This window comes from Paraburkholderia phenoliruptrix, from assembly GCF_019511605.1.
GTDB lineage: Bacteria > Pseudomonadota > Gammaproteobacteria > Burkholderiales > Burkholderiaceae > Paraburkholderia > Paraburkholderia phenoliruptrix_A.
The window spans coordinates 509,395-529,214 of sequence record NZ_JAEUAV010000002.1 but is presented as its reverse complement, the minus strand read 5'-3'; the positions used below and the strand labels follow the sequence as shown (position 1 = coordinate 529,214).

The window sequence follows — 19,820 nt, the reverse complement described above, 5'->3', positions numbered from 1 at the left end:
TGAGCTGCGAAACGAATACCGCTGACGCTCAGCGCGGCGTCGGCCACCGCTGCTCGGCCGTAGCAAAGAGCTGATTGAGCTCGTTGCCGCTCGCCGCGTCCTTCGTGTAATTGAAAGTGCCCTGATCGCGTATCTCGTGCGCGGCGCGCAGGAAGGCGCCGAGCGCCGCGCGCGCCAGCGAGCCCCCCACGCTCACGCGACGCACGCCCATTGCGCGCAATTCGTCGAAGCCGAGCAACACGCCCTGCAGGCCCATCAACACATTGACGGGGCGCTCGAGCGCGTCGACCACGGCGGCGATTTCCTCGCGCGTTCTGAGGCCGGGCGCGTACAGCACGTCCGCGCCGGCCTGCTCATAGGCCTGCAGGCGGCGAATCGTGTCGTCGAGGTCGGGGCGGTCAGCCAGATAGTTCTCGGCGCGCGCCGTTAGCGTAAAGGGGAACGGCAGCGCCCTCGCCGCTTCTACCGCGGCGCGCACGCGCTCGACGGCGGCCTCGAACGGATAGAGGGGCTCGTCGGCGCGGCCGGTTGCGTCTTCTATCGAGCCGCCGACCACGCCCACCTGCGCGGCCATGCGGATGGTCTGCGCGCAGTCTTCAGGGGCGTCGCCAAAGCCGTTTTCCAGATCAGCGCTGACGGGCAGATCGGTCGCGCCCGCAATTTCGGCGAGATGGACCATCATCTGCGCGCGGCCCACTGCGTTATCCGGCAGGCCGCGCGAAAACGCATAACCGGCGCTGCTCGTCGCAAGCGCCTTGAAGCCGGCCAGCGCAAGCAGCCGCGCCGAACCGATGTCCCACGGATTAGGAATGACGAAGGCTTCTGGCGCGCTGTGAAGCGCCCGGAATTGCTCGGCTTTTTCGGCTTGGGTGGTCATCGCGATGGCACCGGTGAGCGCCGCGCCGGCGCGAGGCCGGCACTGCGGCGCGGGTTGTGCGGAAAGACTTCACGAACGGCAAGGCGGGCCAAGCGCCGCAACGCGCAGCACGCCCGCCCGCCGCCAGGCTGTTGACCTCGAGTCCAACTCAGGTTTCGAGCTTCGCGTCCATCGTGATGGTGGCGTTCAGCACCTTCGAGACGGGACAGCCGGCCTTGGCGTCGGCGGTGGCCTTGTCGAACGCGGCCTTGTCGCCGCCGGGAATCTTCACCGCCACGTCGAGATGCACGGCGGTGATCGCAAAGCCGCCGCCTTCCTTGTCGAGCGTGACCGTGGCAGTCGTGCCGATACGTTCAGGCGTAATGCCCGCCTTACCCAGTTCCGCCGACAGCGCCATAGAGAAGCAGCCCGCATGCGCAGCCGCGATCAGTTCTTCGGGGTTCGTGCCGATGCCGTCCGCGAAGCGCGTGGAAAACGAATATTGAGTCTCCTTGAGGACGCCGCTGTCGGTGGAAATGGAGCCCTTGCCGTCTTGCAGACCGCCTTGCCAGACTGCTGATGCCTTGCGCTTCATCGTTCTCTCCTGTTTGTGCCCTGCTTCGCGCCGCACGACTGATGCGGATGCCCGCCGCAGCGGTCCAGCCCGGATGGTTCGCGGCTTGTGCATCGGCCGTGTGTGCGGCGCAGTGTGACGGGCGCGGACGTGGACCGACCTTCATCATAGGCGCTTTGGTGTGTGAATGCCGTGACGGTGCCACGCCAAGTGCGCGGGTCAATGGGGGGCATATGGCGTATGTGCGGCAGATGCGGCAGATGCGGCACGCGCGGTACATACCGTAGATGCTGCACATGTCGTCAGATGCCGAGCATGCCGCATCCGCCGGGCATCTTCCAGGCATCTGCCAGATATCCCACACCTACCGCGGCAAGTCGCCATGCCCGCAGACGCACCTACTCCGCGAAGGGCAGACTCTCCTGGCCGATGGCACGCATCTCAAACACGTTCAGCGTCATCGCGACGAGCGCGTAGTAGCCGAGAAGCCCCACCAGGTTGATCACCACCTGGTGCCCGAAGCGCCCGAGCGCCTTCTCATATGTCGCGTCGGACACCCGCCGCGTGTCGTAGAGTTCGCTTGCGAAGTCGTAGACGAGCGCGTCGTCGGGATCGGCGAAAACAGGCCGCCGGCCCGCGCGTATCGCCTCGGCGTCGGCCTCGCGCACGCCGGCTTCGAGCGCTATCGGATAGTGGATGTACCACTCCGCCTGCGCCTGCCAGCGCGCCGCCGTGACCAGAATGGCGAGCTCGGAAAGACGCAGCGGCAATCCGGTGCGATAGCGGCAGAACGCGCCAAGGCGCTGCGCCTGCTGCGCAAGCTCCGGGCTATGAATCCAGCCGAGAAACGGTCCGTTCAGGTTGCCACGCGGGCCGGACAGAATCTCGTCGAGAACCGCCTTTTGCTCAGGCGTCGCGTCGGTTATCTGGAAAGCGGGCAGACGTTCTGTCATCGCGGTCTCGCAAGTCGAGGGTGAGTGGGAACAGCAAAAATTAAAAGTAAAAGCAAAGCGCGGCGCCTGCAAGGGAACCGCCGACAACTGTCGCATGCACGGCTTCCTTGCGTTGAGCCTGGATCGCGCTTATATCGCGCTCAGATCGCGCTCAGCGCGCCCTGAATCGCCTCAGCCAGACGGCTCACGATTTCGTCGATGTCGCGCGCCGTGCAGATAAACGGCGGCGCGAGCAGCACATGATCGCCGATCTTGCCGTCGACCGTGCCGCCCATCGGATACACCATCAGGCCCCGCGCGAATGCTTCGCGGCGAATCGCGGCGTGCAGCTTGAGACCCGCGTCGAACGGCGCGCGGGTCTCGCGGTTCCTGACCAGTTCGACGCCGACGAACAGCCCGCGCCCGCGCACGTCGCCGATGTGCGGATGCTGCGCGTAATGCTCGCGCAACAACCCCCGCAATTGTTCGCCACGCGCCAGCACGTTGGGCAAGAGATTTTCTTCGTCTATCGCGCGCTGCACCTCGAGCGCCGCCGCGCAGGCACTGGCGTGGCCGATATAGGTGTGGCCATGCTGAAAGAACCCCGAGCCGCCTACGATGGTCTGATAAATCCGCTCGCTGACGAGCGTCGCGCCGATGGGCTGATAACCGGCGCCAAGTCCCTTTGCGATGGTCAGCAGGTCGGGCGCGACGCCATCTTCCTCGCATGCATACAGATAACCGGTGCGGCCCATGCCCGACATGATCTCGTCGAGAATCAGCAGCACGCCATAACGGTCGCACACCGCGCGAATCTTGCGGAAGTACTCGCGCACCGGCGGCACCGCGCCCGCGGTTGCTCCGACCACCGTTTCTGCGACGAAAGCCGCCACCGTGTCCGCGCCCAGCTCCAGAATTTTCTGTTCGAGTTCGTCGGCAAGACGCTGCGCGAATTCAGTTTCGGTCTCGTCGGCACGCTGCTCGCGATACGCGTAGCACGGGCTCACGTGATGCGCTTCGATCAGCAGCGGCAAGAACGGTTCGCGCCGCCACGCGTTGCCGCCAATGGCGAGCGCCCCGAGTGTATTGCCATGGTAGCTCTGCCGCCGCGCGATGAAATGACGACGCGCCGGCTCGCCCTTCTCCACGAAATATTGCCGCGCGAGCTTCAGCGCGGCCTCGATTGCCTCCGATCCGCCCGACACGAAGTACACGTGCCCGAGACCAGGCGGCGCGCGCTCGATGAGCCGGTCTGCGAGTTCCTCCGCCGCCTGCGTGGTAAAAAACGACGTGTGTGCGTACGGCAGTTGCTGCGCCTGCCGCGCGATCGCGTCGATGACGCGCTGATTGCTGTGGCCAAGGCACGAAACGGCGGCACCGCCGCAGGCGTCGATGTAGCGCTTGCCGGTCGAGTCGATAATTTCGATGCCGTCGCCGGCAACTGCAACCGGCAATGACTGCTTCGGAGAACGATGAAATACGGTGGACATGACTTTCACGTGTAAGAGAAGTTGGCCGCGTTCAGCATGCGGATGCCGGTGACGTGCGCGGAATGAACGTATCGGCAACGCGCCGCCCGCCGCACACCACCTGCATGGACACTCCGGCGGCGCCAAGCTCGAAGAGCGCCGTGGCCAGCGTGTTCTCTGCGTCGGGATCGAGCGGGTCTTCGCGATAGATCGGCAGGCCCGAGGGCTCGCGGTCGTGCAGCATCGCGAGCAGGGCTTCTTTCGTCAGCGGAAAAGCTGCGGCTTGCAACAATGCATTCACGCGACTCTGCCTGTCGCGCGACGATTCAGTGATGATCTGCGCCTGCGTTTCGCAGCCTGGATGAATCATATGGTTCGCATGACCGGCGCGCGTGCCGATCTCCACCACAGAACAACGCTGCGCGGTCACTTCGACGCTAACCATGCGCGGCTCCTGCGACCAGCCGATCGTGTGATGAAAGCCACTCGCGGCCGGCGCAGCGCGCAGCGTGCGCAGCGCTTCGTCGAGCGAATGCGTGTCGAGTACGGCCCGCGCGAGAATCATGCGCGGCACACCGGCGGCGGGCGTGCAAATGCGCAAATTGTTGATGGTCTGCACGAGGCCCGCGCGGTTCGCAGCAAACGTGTGCCCCGGCAACGAGCCTGGGTAATAGAAGCTCACGAAGCCCGGCTTGCCAACGGGTTGCACGTCGACCAACGCACAGCGCTCGCGCAGGAACGGGTCGCCGTCTTCGTTGTGGGCGATCAAGCGGGTGGCGCCTTCCACCGCGGCGAGCGTCGTGCAGCCGTCCCGCGCGTGGTGGACCAGTTCGCCCCGGCAGTTCCACAAGAAGAGGTCTTCCGCCGGCCAGTGCAGGCCCGCGGCCATGCCGTCGAGCTCGGCCAGCAGTGCGGGGAAATGAAGGCGGGCGGCGTCGCGCAATGCCTGCACGTAGGGCGCGCCGCGCCAGCGGCTCACCGCGCGCCATGTGCTGCTCTGCTCCATGTAAGCGGAGAACACGGGCCGCGCCAGTTCGCCCAAACGGTAGCCGATCTCGTACGGCTCGCCCTTCACCGCAAACAGTTCCAGATTTCGTATCGATTCCACGGCGCCGCGTCCATTCAACAATTGGAACGTATTTATACGCCGCAACAACATATGTTGTCAAACATGGCGCGCCGACACCACCGGCGATCCCTACACCGACTGCGCTCAGGATACGTATGCGCCTTTGGCGTGCAACGACTGTTCGACGATGCTCAGCTGTTCGACGGCGTCCGCGCCCTCGAGCGCGAGCAGATGCGCAACCAGCGATTCCGCAATGGCGGTGGCTGCCACGAGCGAGGGAAAAAACGACGGGCTCTCGTGCGAGAAGATCAGCACCTTGTCGGCATTCAACGCGATCGGCGAGACGGCGCTGTCGGTAATGGCAACGAGCTTGCTGCCCTTTTCGAGCGCCGCTTCCGCGACGCGCGCGGCTTCGACGGAATACGGCGCGAAGCTGATCACAATCGTGGCGCTGTCGCGCTGCACCGTGCGCAATTGCATTTCCAGCGTGCCCGCCTCGCCGTTGAGCAGCGACACCGACGGACGGAACAGCCGGTAGCCGTACACGAGCCCGAAAGCGACGGAGTAACAGGAGCGGAAACCGGCAACATGCACGTGCGGCGCACGCCGCAGAAGTCGCGCCGCTTCGACGATCACGCGGCCGTTGTGCGCGGCCGTCACTTCGAGATTGTGTTGCTGGGCGACGAGCAGGTCGTTGGCGAGCGCTTCTTTCGCTTTGACCAGCGAGCGAGCGCGGCTGGTGAGCGGCTCGGGCCGCGTGCGCAGGCGCGCGACGAACAGGTTGCGCAGCTCGTTCCAGCCGGGAAAGCCCAGCTGCTGCGAAAGGCGCACGAGCGACGCCGGTTGCACCTGCGCGCGCTCGGCGACCTTGCGCATCGACGAGACCGCGACCTCGTCCGGATGGTCGAGCAGGAAGCCCGCGCCCATCTGGAATTGCGGACTGAGTTCGGCAAAGCGCGCCCGGATCAGGGCGGCAAGCTGGTCGAAACTATCTGGCATGCAGGGGATGCGGAGGGCGCGAAGGGTTGAGAGGACGACAACAAATGTTACCACCGGGGGCAAGGGCGAAACGTCAGGCGCGGCGTACTCCGGGGAAATCCTCATAAAGAACCCCTGCATTGCGCCGTTAAGACAGGGAACCTAGCTCGGCCCCGCCCCATCGAGCGGCACCATGGCAGTCAATCTTTCCGTTTCCGAGTCGATTCTCACGACTCCGCCCGAATTGGGCACAGCCGTTTCGCACACTCTCCGCGCCCGCCTGTTGTCGACGCTGTTCGACAATCGCTGGCCGCTTGTCATGTCCATCATCGCGAGCACGTTCGTCGCCGTGATGGCGTATGTGCGCCTGCATCAGCCGTGGGCCACGGTTTGGCTGTGCGCCGATCTGTGGCTATTGCTAGGACGCCTGAGCATCATTCACGCGTATGCGGTACAAGGTCGCAAAGGGCCGCTCAGTCCGGGTCCGTGGGCAGCCGCCTATGCGCCGCTGTGCGTCGCGACGAGCCTGCTGCTCGGGCTCGGAACGATGGCCTGCGTCAGCACCGCCGACACCACGCTCGGATCGCTCGCCATCATGGTTGCAGCGGGCATTCTCGGCGGCGTGGCCTCGAGAAACGCCGCGGTTCCGCGTCTCGCGATCGCACAGATTTGCGCGGTGTCGATACCCATCGGCATCGGTGCCCTGCTCTCGCCCACCGACGGGTCGTGGATCCTCATACCGCCTTTGCTTCTTTATGTGGCCGCGATGGCGTCGATTGTGCGGCGCCACTACCGCGGCCTCGTCGCGCTGATGATCGCCGAGCAGAATCACGCCGAACTCGCGGCGCGTTTCGATGCCGCGCTGACTCATATGCCGCACGGCCTCTGCACGCTCGACCGCGCCGGCAAAGTGGTCATTGCGAACAGCCGCACCGCGCAACTGTTCGGCACGAGCGTCGACATGCTGATGCTGAACTTGCCGCTGCCTGAGTTTCTCGCGCACGCCGGCTTCGCGCAGTTCGACGACACGCTGCGCGAGCACTTCGTCGAAAAATGCGCGGCCTGGCTGCGGGAGAAACAGCGTCCACTCGCGCTGGAACTGCGCAACGGACGGCAACTGGAACTACGGCGCAACCCAGTGCCCGACGGCAGCGCCGTCGTCATCATCGAGGATGTGACCGAACGCCGGCAAAGCGAAGCCAAGGTGCTCTATCTTGCCCGCCACGATTCGCTGACGGGACTCGCGAACCGGCGCGAACTGCGCGAGCGTCTGGAGAAAATCCTCGTGAATGTCCGCTCCGGCAGAGCGACGCAAACCGCGGTCCTGTACCTCGATCTGGACGGCTTCAAGCTTGTCAACGACAGGCACGGCCATAGCGCGGGCGATGAAGTGCTGGAGACGGTCGCGGCCCGCCTGCGACAGACGCTTCGCCACGGCGAGATGGCGGCGCGCCTTGGCGGCGACGAGTTCGCCGTGATCGTCGAAGATGCGACGTTGCCCTCGATTGTCGCGATCGCGCAGCGCGTGATTCGTGAAGTAGCCAAGCCGTATCCGCTCGCGGCAGGCGTCTCGATCAGCATTGGCACGAGCATTGGGATTGCATTGGCGCGGGAACATGAACCCGTCGACGATCTCATCAGACGCGCCGACGAGGCAATGTACAGCGCGAAAAAAGCGGGCAAAGGCACCTATCGGATTTCCGGCGACGACGGCGAGCGGCAGCCGGGAGCCGACTGCGATGCAAGCGTGGGAGCGATGTAGGCGTGCGAGAAGCGCAAGCCTGTCATTGCGCAAGCCGCGTGCCGCTTGTCGCAGCCCAGGAGGTTCCACCCCGCCTGCCGGGCACTTCAGCCAAGCGGAAAAATGGAGTGTTTCCCCCTGATTGACCCGTCCAGCAGCGTGCGCTAAGAATTCCGTATGCATACCGGACAGGCTGTCCGGGGCCGCCCGTTCGTAAAGCCACATCAAGCCGCGCGGGCGTAAAGCTCAGGTGGAGGACGCCGTCATGCACACGAGACTTGTCGCCATCGCGGCATCGGCTTTCGCGTTTTCTGCAACGGTCTGCGCGCAGGGGACCGGCGCGGCTATCGGGACCGGCCACCAACGTCCGGACGGCAATTCGGCAGGCGCCGCAAAGCCGCGTGTGCCGCCTGCCGCGCCCGCCTCGGCCGCGACCACCGGCAATGCGTCGCTGCTGCCCGGCGCGGGCATCATCGTCGCGCCGGAGGACGGCAGCCGGCCGCCGCGCCCGGAGGCGTCGCCGGGCACGCCGGCCAATCCAAGCGGACTCAAGAAGCCGGACTGAGCATGAGAGCCTGCGTGTGACCGACCGAGCGCCATGGCCAGCGCGTGGGCGCCAGAGCATCACGGTCTGCGCATAGGAGCCTGAACGACAGCGCGTGCGCAAGCGAGCCCGAGCTCACAGCCGGTCATCGGCCCGACGTCAACACCGGGCCTCGCTCCGTGCCTGAATACTCGAACAACAGAGCCCTCACAACAGCGCGACTACCCTCACATCGCCCTGTTCCGCGGAGGCCACCACCTTGTCGCCGATGCGGCGGAACGTGATGGACACCGATGCGTCGCCTACCCGCAGGTCGCCCACTTCCAGCCAGTCGATGCCTTCAGGCAGCATCGGCTGCTCGATCAGGACCTCGCGGCGTTCGGCGTCGATCGTAATGCCGAGACACGCCTCCAGCATCATGAATGGCGAACCTGCCGCCCACGCCTGCGGCAGGCAGGCGACCGGATAAGCGGTAGGCGGCTCGCCGCGCCGACGCGGGAACCCGCAAAAGAGTTCTGGCAAGCGCATGTCGAAGTTGACTGCCGCCTGGAACAGCGCTTGCAGAAGGCGCACCGCCGCAGCCTTGCCGCCGTATTGCGACAGACCGCGCGCACAGATCGCGTTGTCGTGCGGCCAGACCGAGCCGTTGTGATACGCCATCGGATTGAAACGCGACTGGCTCGCGGCAAGCGTGCGTACGCCCCAGCCGGTATGAAAGAGCGTGGAGTCGAGCGCACGCACCACCGCTTCGCCGCGCTCGCGCGAGGGCAAGCCGAAAGCCAGCAAATGGCCCGCGTTCGACGCCATTACGCGGCACAGTTCACCATGCCCGTCGAGCGCGATGCCGTAGAAGCCCGACTCTTCCATCCAGTACTTCTCTTCCACGCATTCACGCAGCTTCTTCGCCCGCGTCCTGTATTGCGCGGCCGCGTCGTGCAGACCGCGCAGCTTGGCGTGGTGAGCCATCGTGTCGAAGGCGGCGCTCGCATACGCCTGCACTTCGACGAGCGCAATCGGTCCATCAGGAAAGCGGCCGTCGGCATGGAACACGGAGTCGTGACTGTCTTTCCAGCCCTGATTGGCGAGGCCGCCGTCCGACTCGCGCTGATAATCGAGCAGACCATAACGGTTCTTGTCGCACACGCCCGCGACCCAGCCTGCCGCCCGCTCGAGCGCGGGCCACAATTCGTCGATCAGGCCGAGATCGCCCGTGCGCGCCGCATAGGCGCCCGCCAGCACGATGAAGAGCGGCGTGGTGTCCACGCCGCCGTAATACAACGCGAACGGCACTTCGCCGGTGGCGGCCATTTCGCCCTTGCGCATCTCGTGCATGATCTTGCCCGGCGCGGCATCGCGAAACGGCGAATTCTCGTGCGCCTGATGCTCGGCGAGAAAACGCAGCACGCCGGCAGCCAGTTGCGGCTGCAACCATAGCGTCTGCAACGACGTAATCACCGCGTCGCGGCCGAACGGCGTGGAGAACCACGGAATGCCCGCATACGGGTATGGACCGGTCGCGAGATCCGTGGTCAGCAAGCCAAGGTCGGCAAGCGAACGGTCGATCCACGCGTTGAAAAGCGGATTGCTCGAGCGGACCCGCGCGGTCACGCGCCGCCGCTCGCGCATGACAAGGTGCGCGTCGACCAGCGCCGCGCGCACTGCGGCACGGCCCACGCGCGGCCGCTCGGTATCGATCTGCGACATGTGCGCTTCGCTGAGCGGATGGGTCGGCGACGACACGCCGGCGCTCGGTGCATCGGGCGACTTTGCCACGACCTGAACGGCGACCGACAGATAAATCGACACGCACGCCTGCGCGGGCAGCTTGACGGTGTAATCCGCGCGATTGGCGAACAGCTTGTCGGGCTGCGGCGCAAAAGCGATCTGCACGTTGCGCGCCACGTCGTCGAGACCGACGTAGCCGAGCAGCACTTCGTCGTTCTCCACGCGCGCCGCCTCCACCCGCCCTTGCCGCGCGCGCTTGAGGCCACGGACCTCGAACATGTCGCGAAAGTCGCTATCGAACGAAATGGACAGCGGCACGATGGCGTCGCTCGTGCCGTAGTTGGTGAGTTCGATTGCCTCGTTGAGCACCGTGCCCGACAGCACGCGCACGCGTTCGACGTGGATCACGCCTTCCGGCGTGCTGTCGCCGCCAAGCGGCGGCAAGGGGCGGTTGGTCAGATGCGCGGTAAAGGACGTGTTGTCGCTGCTGACGCTGCCCGAGAGCAGCGAGGGCGCGCGGCCGCCGAAGGTCAGGCGCAGCTGCGAAAGCACACGGGTATCGTTGACGAACAGGCCGTCGTCGTGGCCGGTAATGTCGCCAAGCGGATCGTTGACGATGAACGTGTCGCCCGACTTCAGCACGTGCTGCGTGGCGCTGGCAACGTTGAGATTTTCCGTCGGGATGAATGCGCCGTCCGGCTCGGATTCGCGATGGTCGATTCCGCCCGAGTGGGACAGGCCGCCGAGGGCTTCAGGCTGCTGCATCAGGGTCGCTCCTATGGTTCGCTGCTGCGTATGCTTCGACTGCGGTGGCCGCCGGGCGGCGCAAGGACGTGCCCGGCCGCGCCCGGTCGCTTCCGATTGTAGAAGCTCTCGACTCGTCAGACGAACTTATCACGGGGGAGTTTCGGTTTTTTTCAGTGGCACAGGACGTGCAGTGCCGCGGGCAATCGGGCCGCCCGCCGCGCCCCGATCGCGCGGTTGCGGCAGCCGTCTTGCGGGCTGCCGCGCCTGCTTAGCCGGGCACATGCGTACACTGGCCGCAACAATGTTTTGCCCGGCAAGCACTGAGTGAGCACGAGGCGTTCTGCGATACTGGATTCGTGTCCCGCTAGCCCGGCGGACATGTCGCTGTGTTTGGCCCGCTGTACAGGCGGGCCTTTTTAATCGGCCAGAAAAACAGGAATGACCCGTATGAACGCCTCACTCGAAACGCTTTTCCCGGACCACGTCCATGCCGAAGACAGCGCCGTCAGCGCGCTGAACCATCAGGACATCGTCGTCGCGTTGTCGGCGGCTTTGAAGACGCAGAACGTGGCGGTGCTGCACATGCTGTACCCGCGCACCGACGCGCGCACGCATCGCAGCCTCGATGCGCTCGTCGACGTGCTGCATGGACACGGTCTGCACGAAGTGGCCGACCTGATTGCGCATGAAGCACACTATCTGCTGTTCAAGGACCCAGTGAAGGCGTGGAAGGCTTTCCACGAGATTCGCAACGACTCGCTCGCGATCGGCGTGCACCTCTACTATCACGGTCTTGTCGGCGAAGCGGCGGAGCGCGCGCTCGACACGGACGCGCATCGCAAGCACTGAGCGAGACGCGGGCACGCGCCGGCGCCTCATGTAGGCGATTCGAAGGCTAACGCGCGCAAGGTTGCGATTTGCCGTTCGCTCACTGGCAGGCAAATTCGTCCAGCAGACCGCTCGCGGCCGCCGCGCCCGCGCCGCGCACGGCGCACGTGAGCGGTTCGTCGGCCACGCGCACCTCGAGGCCGATTTCATGGGTGAGACGCCGCTCCAGGTTGGCGAGCAGCGCGCCGCCGCCCGTCAGCACGATGCCGTTGTGCGCGATGTCGGTGACAAGCTCGGGCGGCGCCATTTCAAGCCCGCGCTTGACCGCGCCGATCACCTGACGCAGCGGCCCTTCGATTGCGTCCGCGACATCGTGGTTGCTTAGCTGGACCGTGCGCGGCAGGCCGTCGTCCACACTGCGCCCAGTGGCGTTCATATGCTCGGCGGGCACGTCGCGCACGGCGGTGCCGATGTTCTTTTTCACGTGTTCCGCGGTCTGCTCGCCGAGCAGCACGCCGTACAGATTGCGCACGTAACTGACGATCGCCATGTCGAAGGCGTCGCCGCCCACGCGAATCGAACCGCTGTACGCGGTGCCGCCGAGCGTGAGCACGCCGACTTCGGTCGTGCCGCCGCCTATGTCGACCACCATCGAACCGGTTGCCTCCGCCACCGGCAGACCCGCGCCGACCGCCGATGCCAGCGATTCGCCGATCAGGTTCACCTTCCACGCGCCGGCCGACACGGCGGCTTCGGTAATCGCGCGGCGCTCGACCTGCGTCGCCCCGGCCGGCACGCATAGCGTGAAAGCAGCGCGGCGGCTGAACAGTTGCCGCGGCCGTGCCATGTCGACGAATTGCCGGATCATGTGCTCGGCAGCGGAGAAATTGGCAATCACGCCGTGGCGCATGGGCCGCACGGCTTCCAGGTTGCGCGGCGCGCGGCCGAGAAGCTGGCGCGCCTCGGCACCCACCGCCGCCACGCGTTTCGGGCCGCTCGACTGGTCCTTCTCGAAACAGACCACCGACGGCTGATTCAGCACGATGCCGCCGTCGTCGGTATAGATGAGGGTGTTGGCCGTGCCGAGGTCCACGGTCACGGCCTGGCGGAACAGTCGATCGAAAAGCGGGTGATGCGGCGTCGGTCTGGCCATAAGGAGGCTCTGTTGTATCGCTCGGTAGCGTCGCCCGGCTGCGAAGCCGGCTCATGCGCGACAGTGTGGAAAATGCGCCCCGGTCACCCAGACCGCGGGCATTGCGCAGTCCCGCGGCGGCGTGATTTTCGTGCTATGAGCAGTTAACGGCAAGCCGATCAATAACTTTAGCGGCGCTTTTCGCGCGGACCGTGTCAATCCCGCGACAATGCGCCGAGCGTGCGCTCCAGCGCGGCCTCGCCGAGCGCGACGCCGTCCGCGCTGATCGTATGGCCGACGCCCGGCAACGCGTAGGCATCGACCGTGTAGCCCGCCGCGCTGAACTGGTCGGCGGCGTATTCGAGCTCCTGCACCCCGATCACCTCGTCCTCCTCGCCGTGAATCAGCGTGAGCGGCGTGCCATTGCGCGCGGTCACGGGCGAAGCGAGCCGCCCGGAGTATGCGACGACGCAGACGGCGCCCTCCGCGCTCGTCGCCGCATGATGCAGCGCCATGATGGCCCCTTGCGAAAAACCGACCAGCGCAAGGCGTCCGAAAGCAAGCTGCCAATGCGCGAGCTCGGCTTCGAGCATGCTGCGCAGGGCCGCGTAGGCAGCACTTGCACGCGCCTCGCGATTGCCCTCGCTGATGTCGCGCAGACTGAACCACTGGCGGCCGCCGAAACCGCCGTCGAAAGGGTCGGTGCCGTCGAGCGACGTAAAGGCCACGTCCGGCAGACGCTCGCTCCAGATGTCCGCGAGCGGCATCAGATCCCGCGCATTGCTGCCGACTCCGTGCATCAGCACGACAAGCCCCTTCGCAGGCGAGTTGAGCGGCGCACGCCGCCAGCCGTGTTCGAATTGCTCCCAGGCCATATTGCTGTTCCTTCGCTTCAGTGAATCGCGGTTGATGGCGGCCGGCCGCACGCTGACCGATGCGCTGCCATCGCTGCTATCGGCGCTATCGGTGCTATGCGGATTGGTTCGGCCTTAACCGCGAGCATACGCTGTCAGCCTCGCTCGTGTCGCTCGTGTCGCGTGGGGCTGCCCGGCCCGGCGACGTCGCAACGCGAATGCGGGTATGCTTTTGCGAGCATCCGGCGGACCCGCGTGCACGGCGCATGCACAGGCTCATGCACGTGCACAGCCACGTGCTCACGCGTAGTGGCGTGCATTCGGGGCATGCATTCGGGGCGTGCATTCGCTCCCGCAGCACCGGCAAGTGCCGGCAGCACCCACAGCGCTGCGCGCAGCGCGGCAGGTCCGCAGCAACCAATACCGGAGAATGTCTTGAGCCAACCTACCCCCGCGGCGTCTCCAGCGCCTGCGCCCGCTACGCCCGCTCCTCCGCCGCCGCTGCAAGGCGGCCAACTGGTGCTCGCGACCATCGCGGTCGCGCTCGCCACCTTCATGAACGTGCTCGACACGTCGATCGCAAACGTCGCCATTCCCACCATTTCGGGCAACCTGGGCGTTTCCGTCGACGAAGGCACGTGGGTCATCACCGTATTCGCCGCGGCGAACGCCGTCTCCATTCCGCTCACCGGCTGGCTCACGCAGCGTATCGGCCAGGTGAAACTCTTTGTCGGCGCGATCCTTATGTTCGTGCTCGCGTCGTGGCTCTGCGGCATTGCGCCGACGCTGCCGGTGCTGCTGCTCGCGCGGGTGTTCCAGGGCGCGGTGGCCGGCCCGCTGATCCCGCTGTCGCAAGCCATTCTGCTCGGCTCGTATCCGAAGGAGAAAGCGTCGACCGCGCTCGCGTTATGGGCAATGACGGCCACCGTGGGTCCGATCGCCGGTCCCGCGCTGGGCGGCTGGATCACGGACAGCTACAGCTGGTCATGGATCTTCTACATCAACATTCCAGTGGGTCTGTTCGCCGCCGGCGTCACCTGGATGATCTATCGCACTCGTGAGTCGCCCACCCGCAAGCCGCCCATCGACGTGGTCGGGCTGGGCCTTCTGATCACCTGGGTTGCTGCACTGCAGATCATGCTCGACAAAGGCAAGGACCTCGACTGGTTCGCGTCGCCGGTCATCGTGATTCTCGGCCTGACCGCGCTCGTCAGTTTCGCGTTCTTTCTCGTGTGGGAACTGACCGAAGAAAATCCTATCGTCGATTTGCGGCTTTTTCGCGAGCGCAACTTCCTCGGCGGCACGATAGCCATTTCGGTCGCGTATGGCGTGTTCTTCGGCAACCTGGTGCTGTTGCCGCAATGGATGCAGGAGTACCTGAATTACCGTTCTGTCGACGCGGGCCTCGTCACTGCACCGCTCGGCATCTTTGCGGTGATCCTCGCACCGGTGATGGGCCGCGTGCTGCCGCGCTCGGACGCCCGCATCATTTCGACCATGGCTTTTGTCGGCTTCGCAATCGTCTTCTATATGCGTTCGAAGTACGTGATCGAAATCGACACCTGGCATCTGGTGCTGCCCACGCTGTTGCAGGGCATTCCCATGGCGCTCTTTTTCGTGCCGCTCACGTCGATCATTCTGTCGGGGCAACCGCCGCAGAAGATTCCGGCGGCAGCCGGCCTGTCGAATTTCGTGCGCGTGTTTTGCGGCGCAGTGGGTACCTCGGTAGCCGGCAACGCCTGGAACAACCGCACCGTGTTGCATCACGAACGGCTAACTGAACGCGCTTCCGTCAACAACCCGTTGTTCAATCAACAGATCGACTCGACTCAGTCTCTACTCCATCTGAACACGCAATCGGCGCACGCGCTCTTTGATTTCAACGTCACTACGCAGGCCGCGATGATGGGCCTGAACGACATCTTCTTTGTGTCGGCGGTGATCTTTATTCTGATTATTCCGCTCATCTGGATCACGCGGCCTGCGAAAGGCGGCGGTGGAGGCGCAGCGGGCGCGCATTGACGACCCCACTGGCCGAGGCCCGGGCGGGACGCGCAGCGGCAGTCGCGCAGCGGTGGACAACAGCCGCCGCGCGACGCCTGCCTGAACCGTTCGAGCGCCGCTGCCAGTAGAATCGCGGCTCCACTGAGTGAGCCTTATGAACTACGCATCCATCCTCGAACAGATTCATCGCGACCTGCGGCCTTATCTGGGCATGGGCAAAGTCGCCAATTACATTCCGGAACTGGCCAAAGTCCCCGCCGACAGCTTCGGCATGGCAATCATCACGGCGTCGGGCGAAATCTTCCGGGCGGGTGCAGCGGACACGCGTTTTTCCATTCAGAGCATTTCGAAGCTGTTCGCCTGCACCATGGCATTCCGCCTGCTGGGCGATGCGCTGTGGCAACGTGTGGGCCGCGAGCCGTCGGGCAACGCATTCAACTCACTGGTCCAGCTCGAAGCGGAGCACGGCAAGCCGCGCAATCCGTTCATCAACGCGGGCGCCTTGATCGTTACGGATGTACTATGCCGGCGCTTCGTGCAGGCGGAAACCGCGCTCGTGGAATTCATGCGCCGCTTAACAGGCGAAACGAGCATTGACTACGATTCGCGCGTTGCTCAATCAGAGTTGCAGCACGCGCACCGCAATCGCGCAATGGCGCATTTCATGGCGAGCTTCGGCAACATGGAAATGCCGCCAGAAGTAGTGGTCGATGCATATTGCCGCCAATGTGCAATTTCAATGAGTTGCGTGGAATTGGCAAAAGCCGCGCTCTTTCTCACCCACCACGGTGTCGTGCCATCCACCGGCGAGCGTATTCTCGACACCAGCTCCGCGAAACGCCTTTCGGCACTCATGCTGACGTGCGGCACTTACGACGCTGCCGGCGACTTCGTATATCGCGTCGGCCTGCCGGCTAAAAGCGGCGTGGGCGGCGGCATTGTCGCTGTGCTGCCCGGAGAAATGGCAGTGTGCGTATGGTCACCCGGGCTCGACGCAAATGGCAATTCATTGGCCGGCGTGCTCGCACTCGAATGGTTGACGACCTATACGGGAAAGTCGATCTTCTAATGGTCAATGCGCGGCACCGCACAGACATGACGGCGAAACGGGGCTAGCGAATAGCGCGGCAGGGTTCGTTCTTTCGGCGAAAGTACTCCTGCCGCGCCATTGCTTACTTACCTGTAGCGAATTACGTTGGTTCAACCCGTCCGCTTGACGAGCTCGGCCAACACGGTCTGGAAGGTGGTTTGGCCTGTCACATGCTCGTTTGCACCGCCCTCGAAATCGATCCATCCTGAGTTGAAGCCGTCGAGCATTTCCATGCGCGGCGCCGGCCACGCCGTGCCTTGCGACTGAAACAGCGCTTCCCACTGATCGCGCGGCACCGTCCGGGCTTGCACGTCGCGTTGCAGCGCACTGCCAAGCAGCGCCGCTATGTCATGTTGCGTATAACGCTGCGGCCCCTCAATTTCGATAACGCGCCTTCCCTGCCACGACTGCGTGAGCGTGCGGGCGACGACACGGCCGATGTCCTCGGTGGCAACCATCGGATAAGCGCGGTCGAGCGGTTGTAGAAAGGCCGGCATGACGCCCGTGCCGCGCGCCGGCGCAATGTCCCATAGCGAGTTTTCCATGAACCACGCGGGCCGCATGATTGCGGTGGACATCTGCAGATCCGGCAAGCCGGCGAGTGCTTCTTCCAGAATGTGCACCTGCGTAATGAGCCCAAGACCCGCCTCACGTTCCCCGCCAACCGAAGACAACACCGCCACTCGTTGCGGCCGCGCGTCGCTCAGCGCTTTCTTCAGCACTTGCGCGGCGGCATGCGCATTCGGATAGCCGGGCTGCGGCGCAAAGTTGGGCGCCATCATGACGAACACGCCCGTCATGCCGCTAAACGCAGCGGTTAGCGCAGTGGTGTCTTCAAACGACGCGATGACCACTTCCGCACCGCACTCCCGCCACTGAGCCGCCTTTGTCTCGTCGCGCAACACCGCGCGCACCTTGTGCCCGCCTGCCAACAACGCCCGTGCAGCCGCCCCGCCCACCTGTCCCGTCACACCGGTAATCGCATACATGTTCGAACGCTCCTTGAAAAATTCATACGGTAGTGCGGTGCATTTTCAAGGTTTCATCGACATTTCGCGAGAGCATCAATGTCATTTACTTAATGACGAACCAGCATGACCATGTTTCATAGCTGTTGCGTGCGAAAGCAACCTGCTCATTTACCGGACAACCGTTCAACATTTCGCGCCGCTGCGCGCGCGCATGAGCTCGCGGTGTTTATGCTTGGTTGCAATGCAACAGATTCAATAGGCCGCTTCAATAGGCCGTTTTTAATAGGCCGTTTCTAGCAGCCCGCTTTTAACAGCCCGCTTCTAGCAGCTCTTTAGGCCGGTCCGAATCGCAGCGAAATGAGGAGATCTTCCATGTGCGGAATCGTAGGAGCAGTGGATCGCCGCGACGTCACCTCCATGTTGACCGAAGGCTTGCGGCGGCTCGAATACCGCGGCTACGACTCCTGCGGGATCGCCGTCGTGCAGCAAGGTGCATTGCGGCGCGTGCGCAGTGTCGCGCGAGTCGCGAATCTCGCAGCCGAAGTTGCCGAAGCCAGGTTGTCCGGAATGATCGGTATCGCACATACAAGATGGGCGACTCATGGTGCGCCTGTCGCGAGAAACGCGCATCCCATCTTTTCCAGCGACGAAATCGCCATCGTGCATAACGGCATCATCGAGAACCACGAGTCGTTGCGAGAAGAACTCGAAGCACTCGGTTATGTGTTCGAGTCCGATACGGATACCGAAGTTGTCGCGCACCTGATTCATCAGATGTGGCAAAGGCAGCCGGCGCAAGGAGCGGACAATCTGCTTTCCGCTGTCCGGCACGCGCTCGACCGCCTTCATGGCGCCTATGCAATTGCAGTGTTCGCGCGCAATGATCCGGGCCGTGTAATCGGTGCGCGGGCGGGATCACCGCTCGTCGTCGGTCTTGGAGAACATGGCAATTATCTGGCCTCGGACGTCATGGCGCTCGCGGGCACGGTCGAAAATTTCATCTATCTGGAAGAAGGCGATATAGCGGAATTGACGCTGCATGGCGCGCAGATCTTCGATCGCAGCGGCAAGCAGGTGGAGCGCGAAGTCAAGGTACACCGCTCGAGCACGGGCGCGGTGGAACTTGGTCCGTACCGGCACTACATGCATAAAGAGATCTTCGAGCAACCGAGTGCCATTGCGGACGCAATCGAAACCGTGCATACCGTTACCGCCGATCTGTTCGGTCAGGGCGCGCGGCACGCGTTCCGCGAAATCGACTCAGTACTGGTAATCGCGTGCGGCACGAGTTATTACGCCGGCATGACAGCCAGGTACTGGCTGGAATCGCTCGCCAAAGTACCGACTCAAGTGGAAGTTGCAAGCGAATACCGGTATCGCAGCAGCGTCCACAATCCGAACACGTTGGTGGTGGTCGTTTCGCAGTCGGGAGAAACGGCGGATACGCTCGCTGCTCTGCGGCACGCTCAATCCCACGGTCACCGGCATACGCTCGCCATTTGCAACGTTGCCAGCAGCACGATGATGCGGCAGGCAGAGCTTCAGTATCTGACAAGCGCGGGACCGGAAATCGGCGTTGCTTCGACAAAAGCCTTCACTTCGCAGCTTGTTGCGTTGTTTCTGTTGGCATTGACGCTCGGCAAGCAGCGCGGGCGCCTTACCGCGGCGCAGGAAAGCGAGTTTCTGGAGCAATTGCATCGGTTGCCGGGGAAACTGAACAGCGTGTTGGCGCTGGAAACGCAGATCGTCGCGTGGGCAGAAACTTTCGCTCGCACCGACCACGCGCTCTTTCTCGGCCGGGGGCTGCATTACCCCATCGCGCTGGAAGGCGCACTGAAGCTGAAGGAGATCTCGTACGTGCACGCCGAGGCCTATCCCGCCGGCGAATTGAAGCACGGCCCCCTTGCGCTCGTGACAAGCCAGATGCCCGTCGTGACCGTGGCGCCTAACGATGCGCTACTCGACAAGCTCAAGTCGAACATGCAGGAAGTAAGAGCCCGCAGCGGCCAACTGTACGTCTTCGCCGATGTCGATTCGCGTATTGCGGAAGCCGACGGGCTCCACGTTATTCGCATGCCCGAACACTACGGCAGCCTGTCGCCGGTTCTGCACGTCGTGCCGCTGCAACTACTCGCGTATCACACCGCATGCGCACGCGGCACCGACGTCGATAAACCGCGCAATCTCGCGAAGTCCGTGACAGTCGAATGAGGCGTAGCGCACAGATGCGCGCGGAGCATCTCTGTATAAGCAAAGGGTTGCGCGACGTGAATCGCGTGCCGCAATGCAATCGGAACTCATTGGTT

16 protein-coding genes are annotated in these 19,820 nt (G+C 64.1%); 6 read left to right on the top strand and 10 right to left on the bottom strand.

The window, feature by feature from the left end:
• Positions 1 to 28: 28 nt before the first annotated feature.
• The 6 genes from JNB89_RS06060 to JNB89_RS06035 form a co-directional block, all read right to left on the bottom strand.
• Positions 29 to 877 carry an isocitrate lyase/PEP mutase family protein gene (locus JNB89_RS06060; RefSeq protein WP_220361618.1) on the bottom strand — a complete coding sequence of 283 codons (849 nt, stop codon included), beginning with the start codon at positions 875 to 877 and terminating at the stop codon, positions 29 to 31.
• Positions 878 to 1,025: 148 nt separating this feature from the next.
• Positions 1,026 to 1,451, bottom strand: coding sequence for an OsmC family protein (locus JNB89_RS06055; protein WP_013343058.1), 426 nt, complete (start codon positions 1,449 to 1,451; stop codon positions 1,026 to 1,028).
• A 377-nt stretch (positions 1,452 to 1,828) separates the two neighbouring features.
• Positions 1,829 to 2,383 (bottom strand): carboxymuconolactone decarboxylase family protein, encoded by a 555-nt coding sequence (locus JNB89_RS06050; RefSeq protein ID WP_135895782.1) that lies wholly within the window; start codon positions 2,381 to 2,383, stop codon positions 1,829 to 1,831.
• 140 nt (positions 2,384 to 2,523) lie between these two features.
• Complete coding sequence (locus JNB89_RS06045; protein ID WP_220361617.1) at positions 2,524 to 3,852, bottom strand: aspartate aminotransferase family protein; 1,329 nt, start codon at positions 3,850 to 3,852, stop codon at positions 2,524 to 2,526.
• Between the two features lie 31 nt (positions 3,853 to 3,883).
• Positions 3,884 to 4,939: a C45 family autoproteolytic acyltransferase/hydolase gene (locus JNB89_RS06040; protein ID WP_431026579.1), complete on the bottom strand. Its 1,056-nt coding sequence runs from the start codon at positions 4,937 to 4,939 to the stop codon at positions 3,884 to 3,886.
• A 105-nt stretch (positions 4,940 to 5,044) separates the two neighbouring features.
• On the bottom strand, positions 5,045 to 5,899 hold the full coding sequence (locus JNB89_RS06035; protein ID WP_013343054.1) for a MurR/RpiR family transcriptional regulator: 855 nt from the start codon (positions 5,897 to 5,899) through the stop codon (positions 5,045 to 5,047).
• Positions 5,900 to 6,071: 172 nt separating this feature from the next.
• Between JNB89_RS06035 and JNB89_RS06030 the strand changes: the two genes are divergently transcribed.
• Both JNB89_RS06030 and JNB89_RS06025 read left to right on the top strand, forming a co-directional pair.
• Entirely contained in the window at positions 6,072 to 7,640 is a 1,569-nt protein-coding gene (locus tag JNB89_RS06030; protein ID WP_220361615.1) for a sensor domain-containing diguanylate cyclase, read from the top strand.
• Between the two features lie 244 nt (positions 7,641 to 7,884).
• The gene (locus JNB89_RS06025; RefSeq protein WP_220361614.1) at positions 7,885 to 8,184 is read left to right on the top strand and encodes a hypothetical protein; all 300 of its coding nucleotides are present in this window, start codon (positions 7,885 to 7,887) and stop codon (positions 8,182 to 8,184) included.
• Positions 8,185 to 8,370: 186 nt separating this feature from the next.
• Here JNB89_RS06025 and JNB89_RS06020 read toward each other — a convergent pair whose 3' ends face one another.
• The gene (locus JNB89_RS06020; RefSeq protein ID WP_220361613.1) at positions 8,371 to 10,653 is read right to left on the bottom strand and encodes an amylo-alpha-1,6-glucosidase; all 2,283 of its coding nucleotides are present in this window, start codon (positions 10,651 to 10,653) and stop codon (positions 8,371 to 8,373) included.
• A 429-nt stretch (positions 10,654 to 11,082) separates the two neighbouring features.
• Here JNB89_RS06020 and JNB89_RS06015 point away from each other — a divergent pair, with 429 nt between their 5' ends.
• A complete protein-coding gene (locus tag JNB89_RS06015; protein ID WP_135895778.1) occupies positions 11,083 to 11,484 on the top strand; it encodes a hypothetical protein in 402 nt (133 codons plus the stop codon).
• A 79-nt stretch (positions 11,485 to 11,563) separates the two neighbouring features.
• Here the strand turns inward: JNB89_RS06015 and JNB89_RS06010 are convergent, their stop codons facing one another.
• Positions 11,564 to 12,616, bottom strand: a complete 1,053-nt coding sequence (locus tag JNB89_RS06010) for a rod shape-determining protein (protein ID WP_013343049.1) — start codon at positions 12,614 to 12,616, stop codon at positions 11,564 to 11,566.
• Positions 12,617 to 12,810: 194 nt separating this feature from the next.
• Positions 12,811 to 13,470 carry an alpha/beta hydrolase gene (locus JNB89_RS06005; RefSeq protein ID WP_013343048.1) on the bottom strand — a complete coding sequence of 220 codons (660 nt, stop codon included), beginning with the start codon at positions 13,468 to 13,470 and terminating at the stop codon, positions 12,811 to 12,813.
• A 414-nt stretch (positions 13,471 to 13,884) separates the two neighbouring features.
• On the opposite strand from JNB89_RS06005, the gene JNB89_RS06000 reads away from it, so the two are divergent.
• Both JNB89_RS06000 and JNB89_RS05995 read left to right on the top strand, forming a co-directional pair.
• Positions 13,885 to 15,471 (top strand): DHA2 family efflux MFS transporter permease subunit, encoded by a 1,587-nt coding sequence (locus JNB89_RS06000; RefSeq protein ID WP_220361612.1) that lies wholly within the window; start codon positions 13,885 to 13,887, stop codon positions 15,469 to 15,471.
• 136 nt (positions 15,472 to 15,607) lie between these two features.
• Positions 15,608 to 16,522: a glutaminase gene (locus JNB89_RS05995; protein ID WP_220361611.1), complete on the top strand. Its 915-nt coding sequence runs from the start codon at positions 15,608 to 15,610 to the stop codon at positions 16,520 to 16,522.
• A 131-nt stretch (positions 16,523 to 16,653) separates the two neighbouring features.
• On the opposite strand, the gene JNB89_RS05990 is transcribed toward JNB89_RS05995, so the two are convergent.
• Entirely contained in the window at positions 16,654 to 17,532 is an 879-nt protein-coding gene (locus tag JNB89_RS05990; RefSeq protein ID WP_220361610.1) for an NmrA family NAD(P)-binding protein, read from the bottom strand.
• A 354-nt stretch (positions 17,533 to 17,886) separates the two neighbouring features.
• Here JNB89_RS05990 and glmS point away from each other — a divergent pair, with 354 nt between their 5' ends.
• Positions 17,887 to 19,725 carry a glutamine--fructose-6-phosphate transaminase (isomerizing) gene (gene glmS, locus JNB89_RS05985; protein WP_135895773.1) on the top strand — a complete coding sequence of 613 codons (1,839 nt, stop codon included), beginning with the start codon at positions 17,887 to 17,889 and terminating at the stop codon, positions 19,723 to 19,725.
• Positions 19,726 to 19,820: the final 95 nt, after the last annotated feature.

Coding starts and splice junctions, on each gene's coding strand:
- JNB89_RS06035 (WP_013343054.1), bottom strand. CDS start 5,899: ATGCCAGATAGTTTCGACCAGCTTGCCGCCCTGATCCGGGCGCGCTTT.
- JNB89_RS05995 (WP_220361611.1), top strand. CDS start 15,608: ATGAACTACGCATCCATCCTCGAACAGATTCATCGCGACCTGCGGCCT.
- JNB89_RS06050 (WP_135895782.1), bottom strand. CDS start 2,383: ATGACAGAACGTCTGCCCGCTTTCCAGATAACCGACGCGACGCCTGAG.
- JNB89_RS06005 (WP_013343048.1), bottom strand. CDS start 13,470: ATGGCCTGGGAGCAATTCGAACACGGCTGGCGGCGTGCGCCGCTCAAC.
- JNB89_RS06030 (WP_220361615.1), top strand. CDS start 6,072: ATGGCAGTCAATCTTTCCGTTTCCGAGTCGATTCTCACGACTCCGCCC.
- JNB89_RS06055 (WP_013343058.1), bottom strand. CDS start 1,451: ATGAAGCGCAAGGCATCAGCAGTCTGGCAAGGCGGTCTGCAAGACGGC.
- JNB89_RS06020 (WP_220361613.1), bottom strand. CDS start 10,653: ATGCAGCAGCCTGAAGCCCTCGGCGGCCTGTCCCACTCGGGCGGAATC.
- JNB89_RS06045 (WP_220361617.1), bottom strand. CDS start 3,852: ATGTCCACCGTATTTCATCGTTCTCCGAAGCAGTCATTGCCGGTTGCA.
- JNB89_RS05990 (WP_220361610.1), bottom strand. CDS start 17,532: ATGTATGCGATTACCGGTGTGACGGGACAGGTGGGCGGGGCGGCTGCA.
- JNB89_RS06010 (WP_013343049.1), bottom strand. CDS start 12,616: ATGGCCAGACCGACGCCGCATCACCCGCTTTTCGATCGACTGTTCCGC.
- JNB89_RS06060 (WP_220361618.1), bottom strand. CDS start 877: ATGACCACCCAAGCCGAAAAAGCCGAGCAATTCCGGGCGCTTCACAGC.
- JNB89_RS06025 (WP_220361614.1), top strand. CDS start 7,885: ATGCACACGAGACTTGTCGCCATCGCGGCATCGGCTTTCGCGTTTTCT.
- glmS (WP_135895773.1), top strand. CDS start 17,887: ATGTGCGGAATCGTAGGAGCAGTGGATCGCCGCGACGTCACCTCCATG.
- JNB89_RS06015 (WP_135895778.1), top strand. CDS start 11,083: ATGAACGCCTCACTCGAAACGCTTTTCCCGGACCACGTCCATGCCGAA.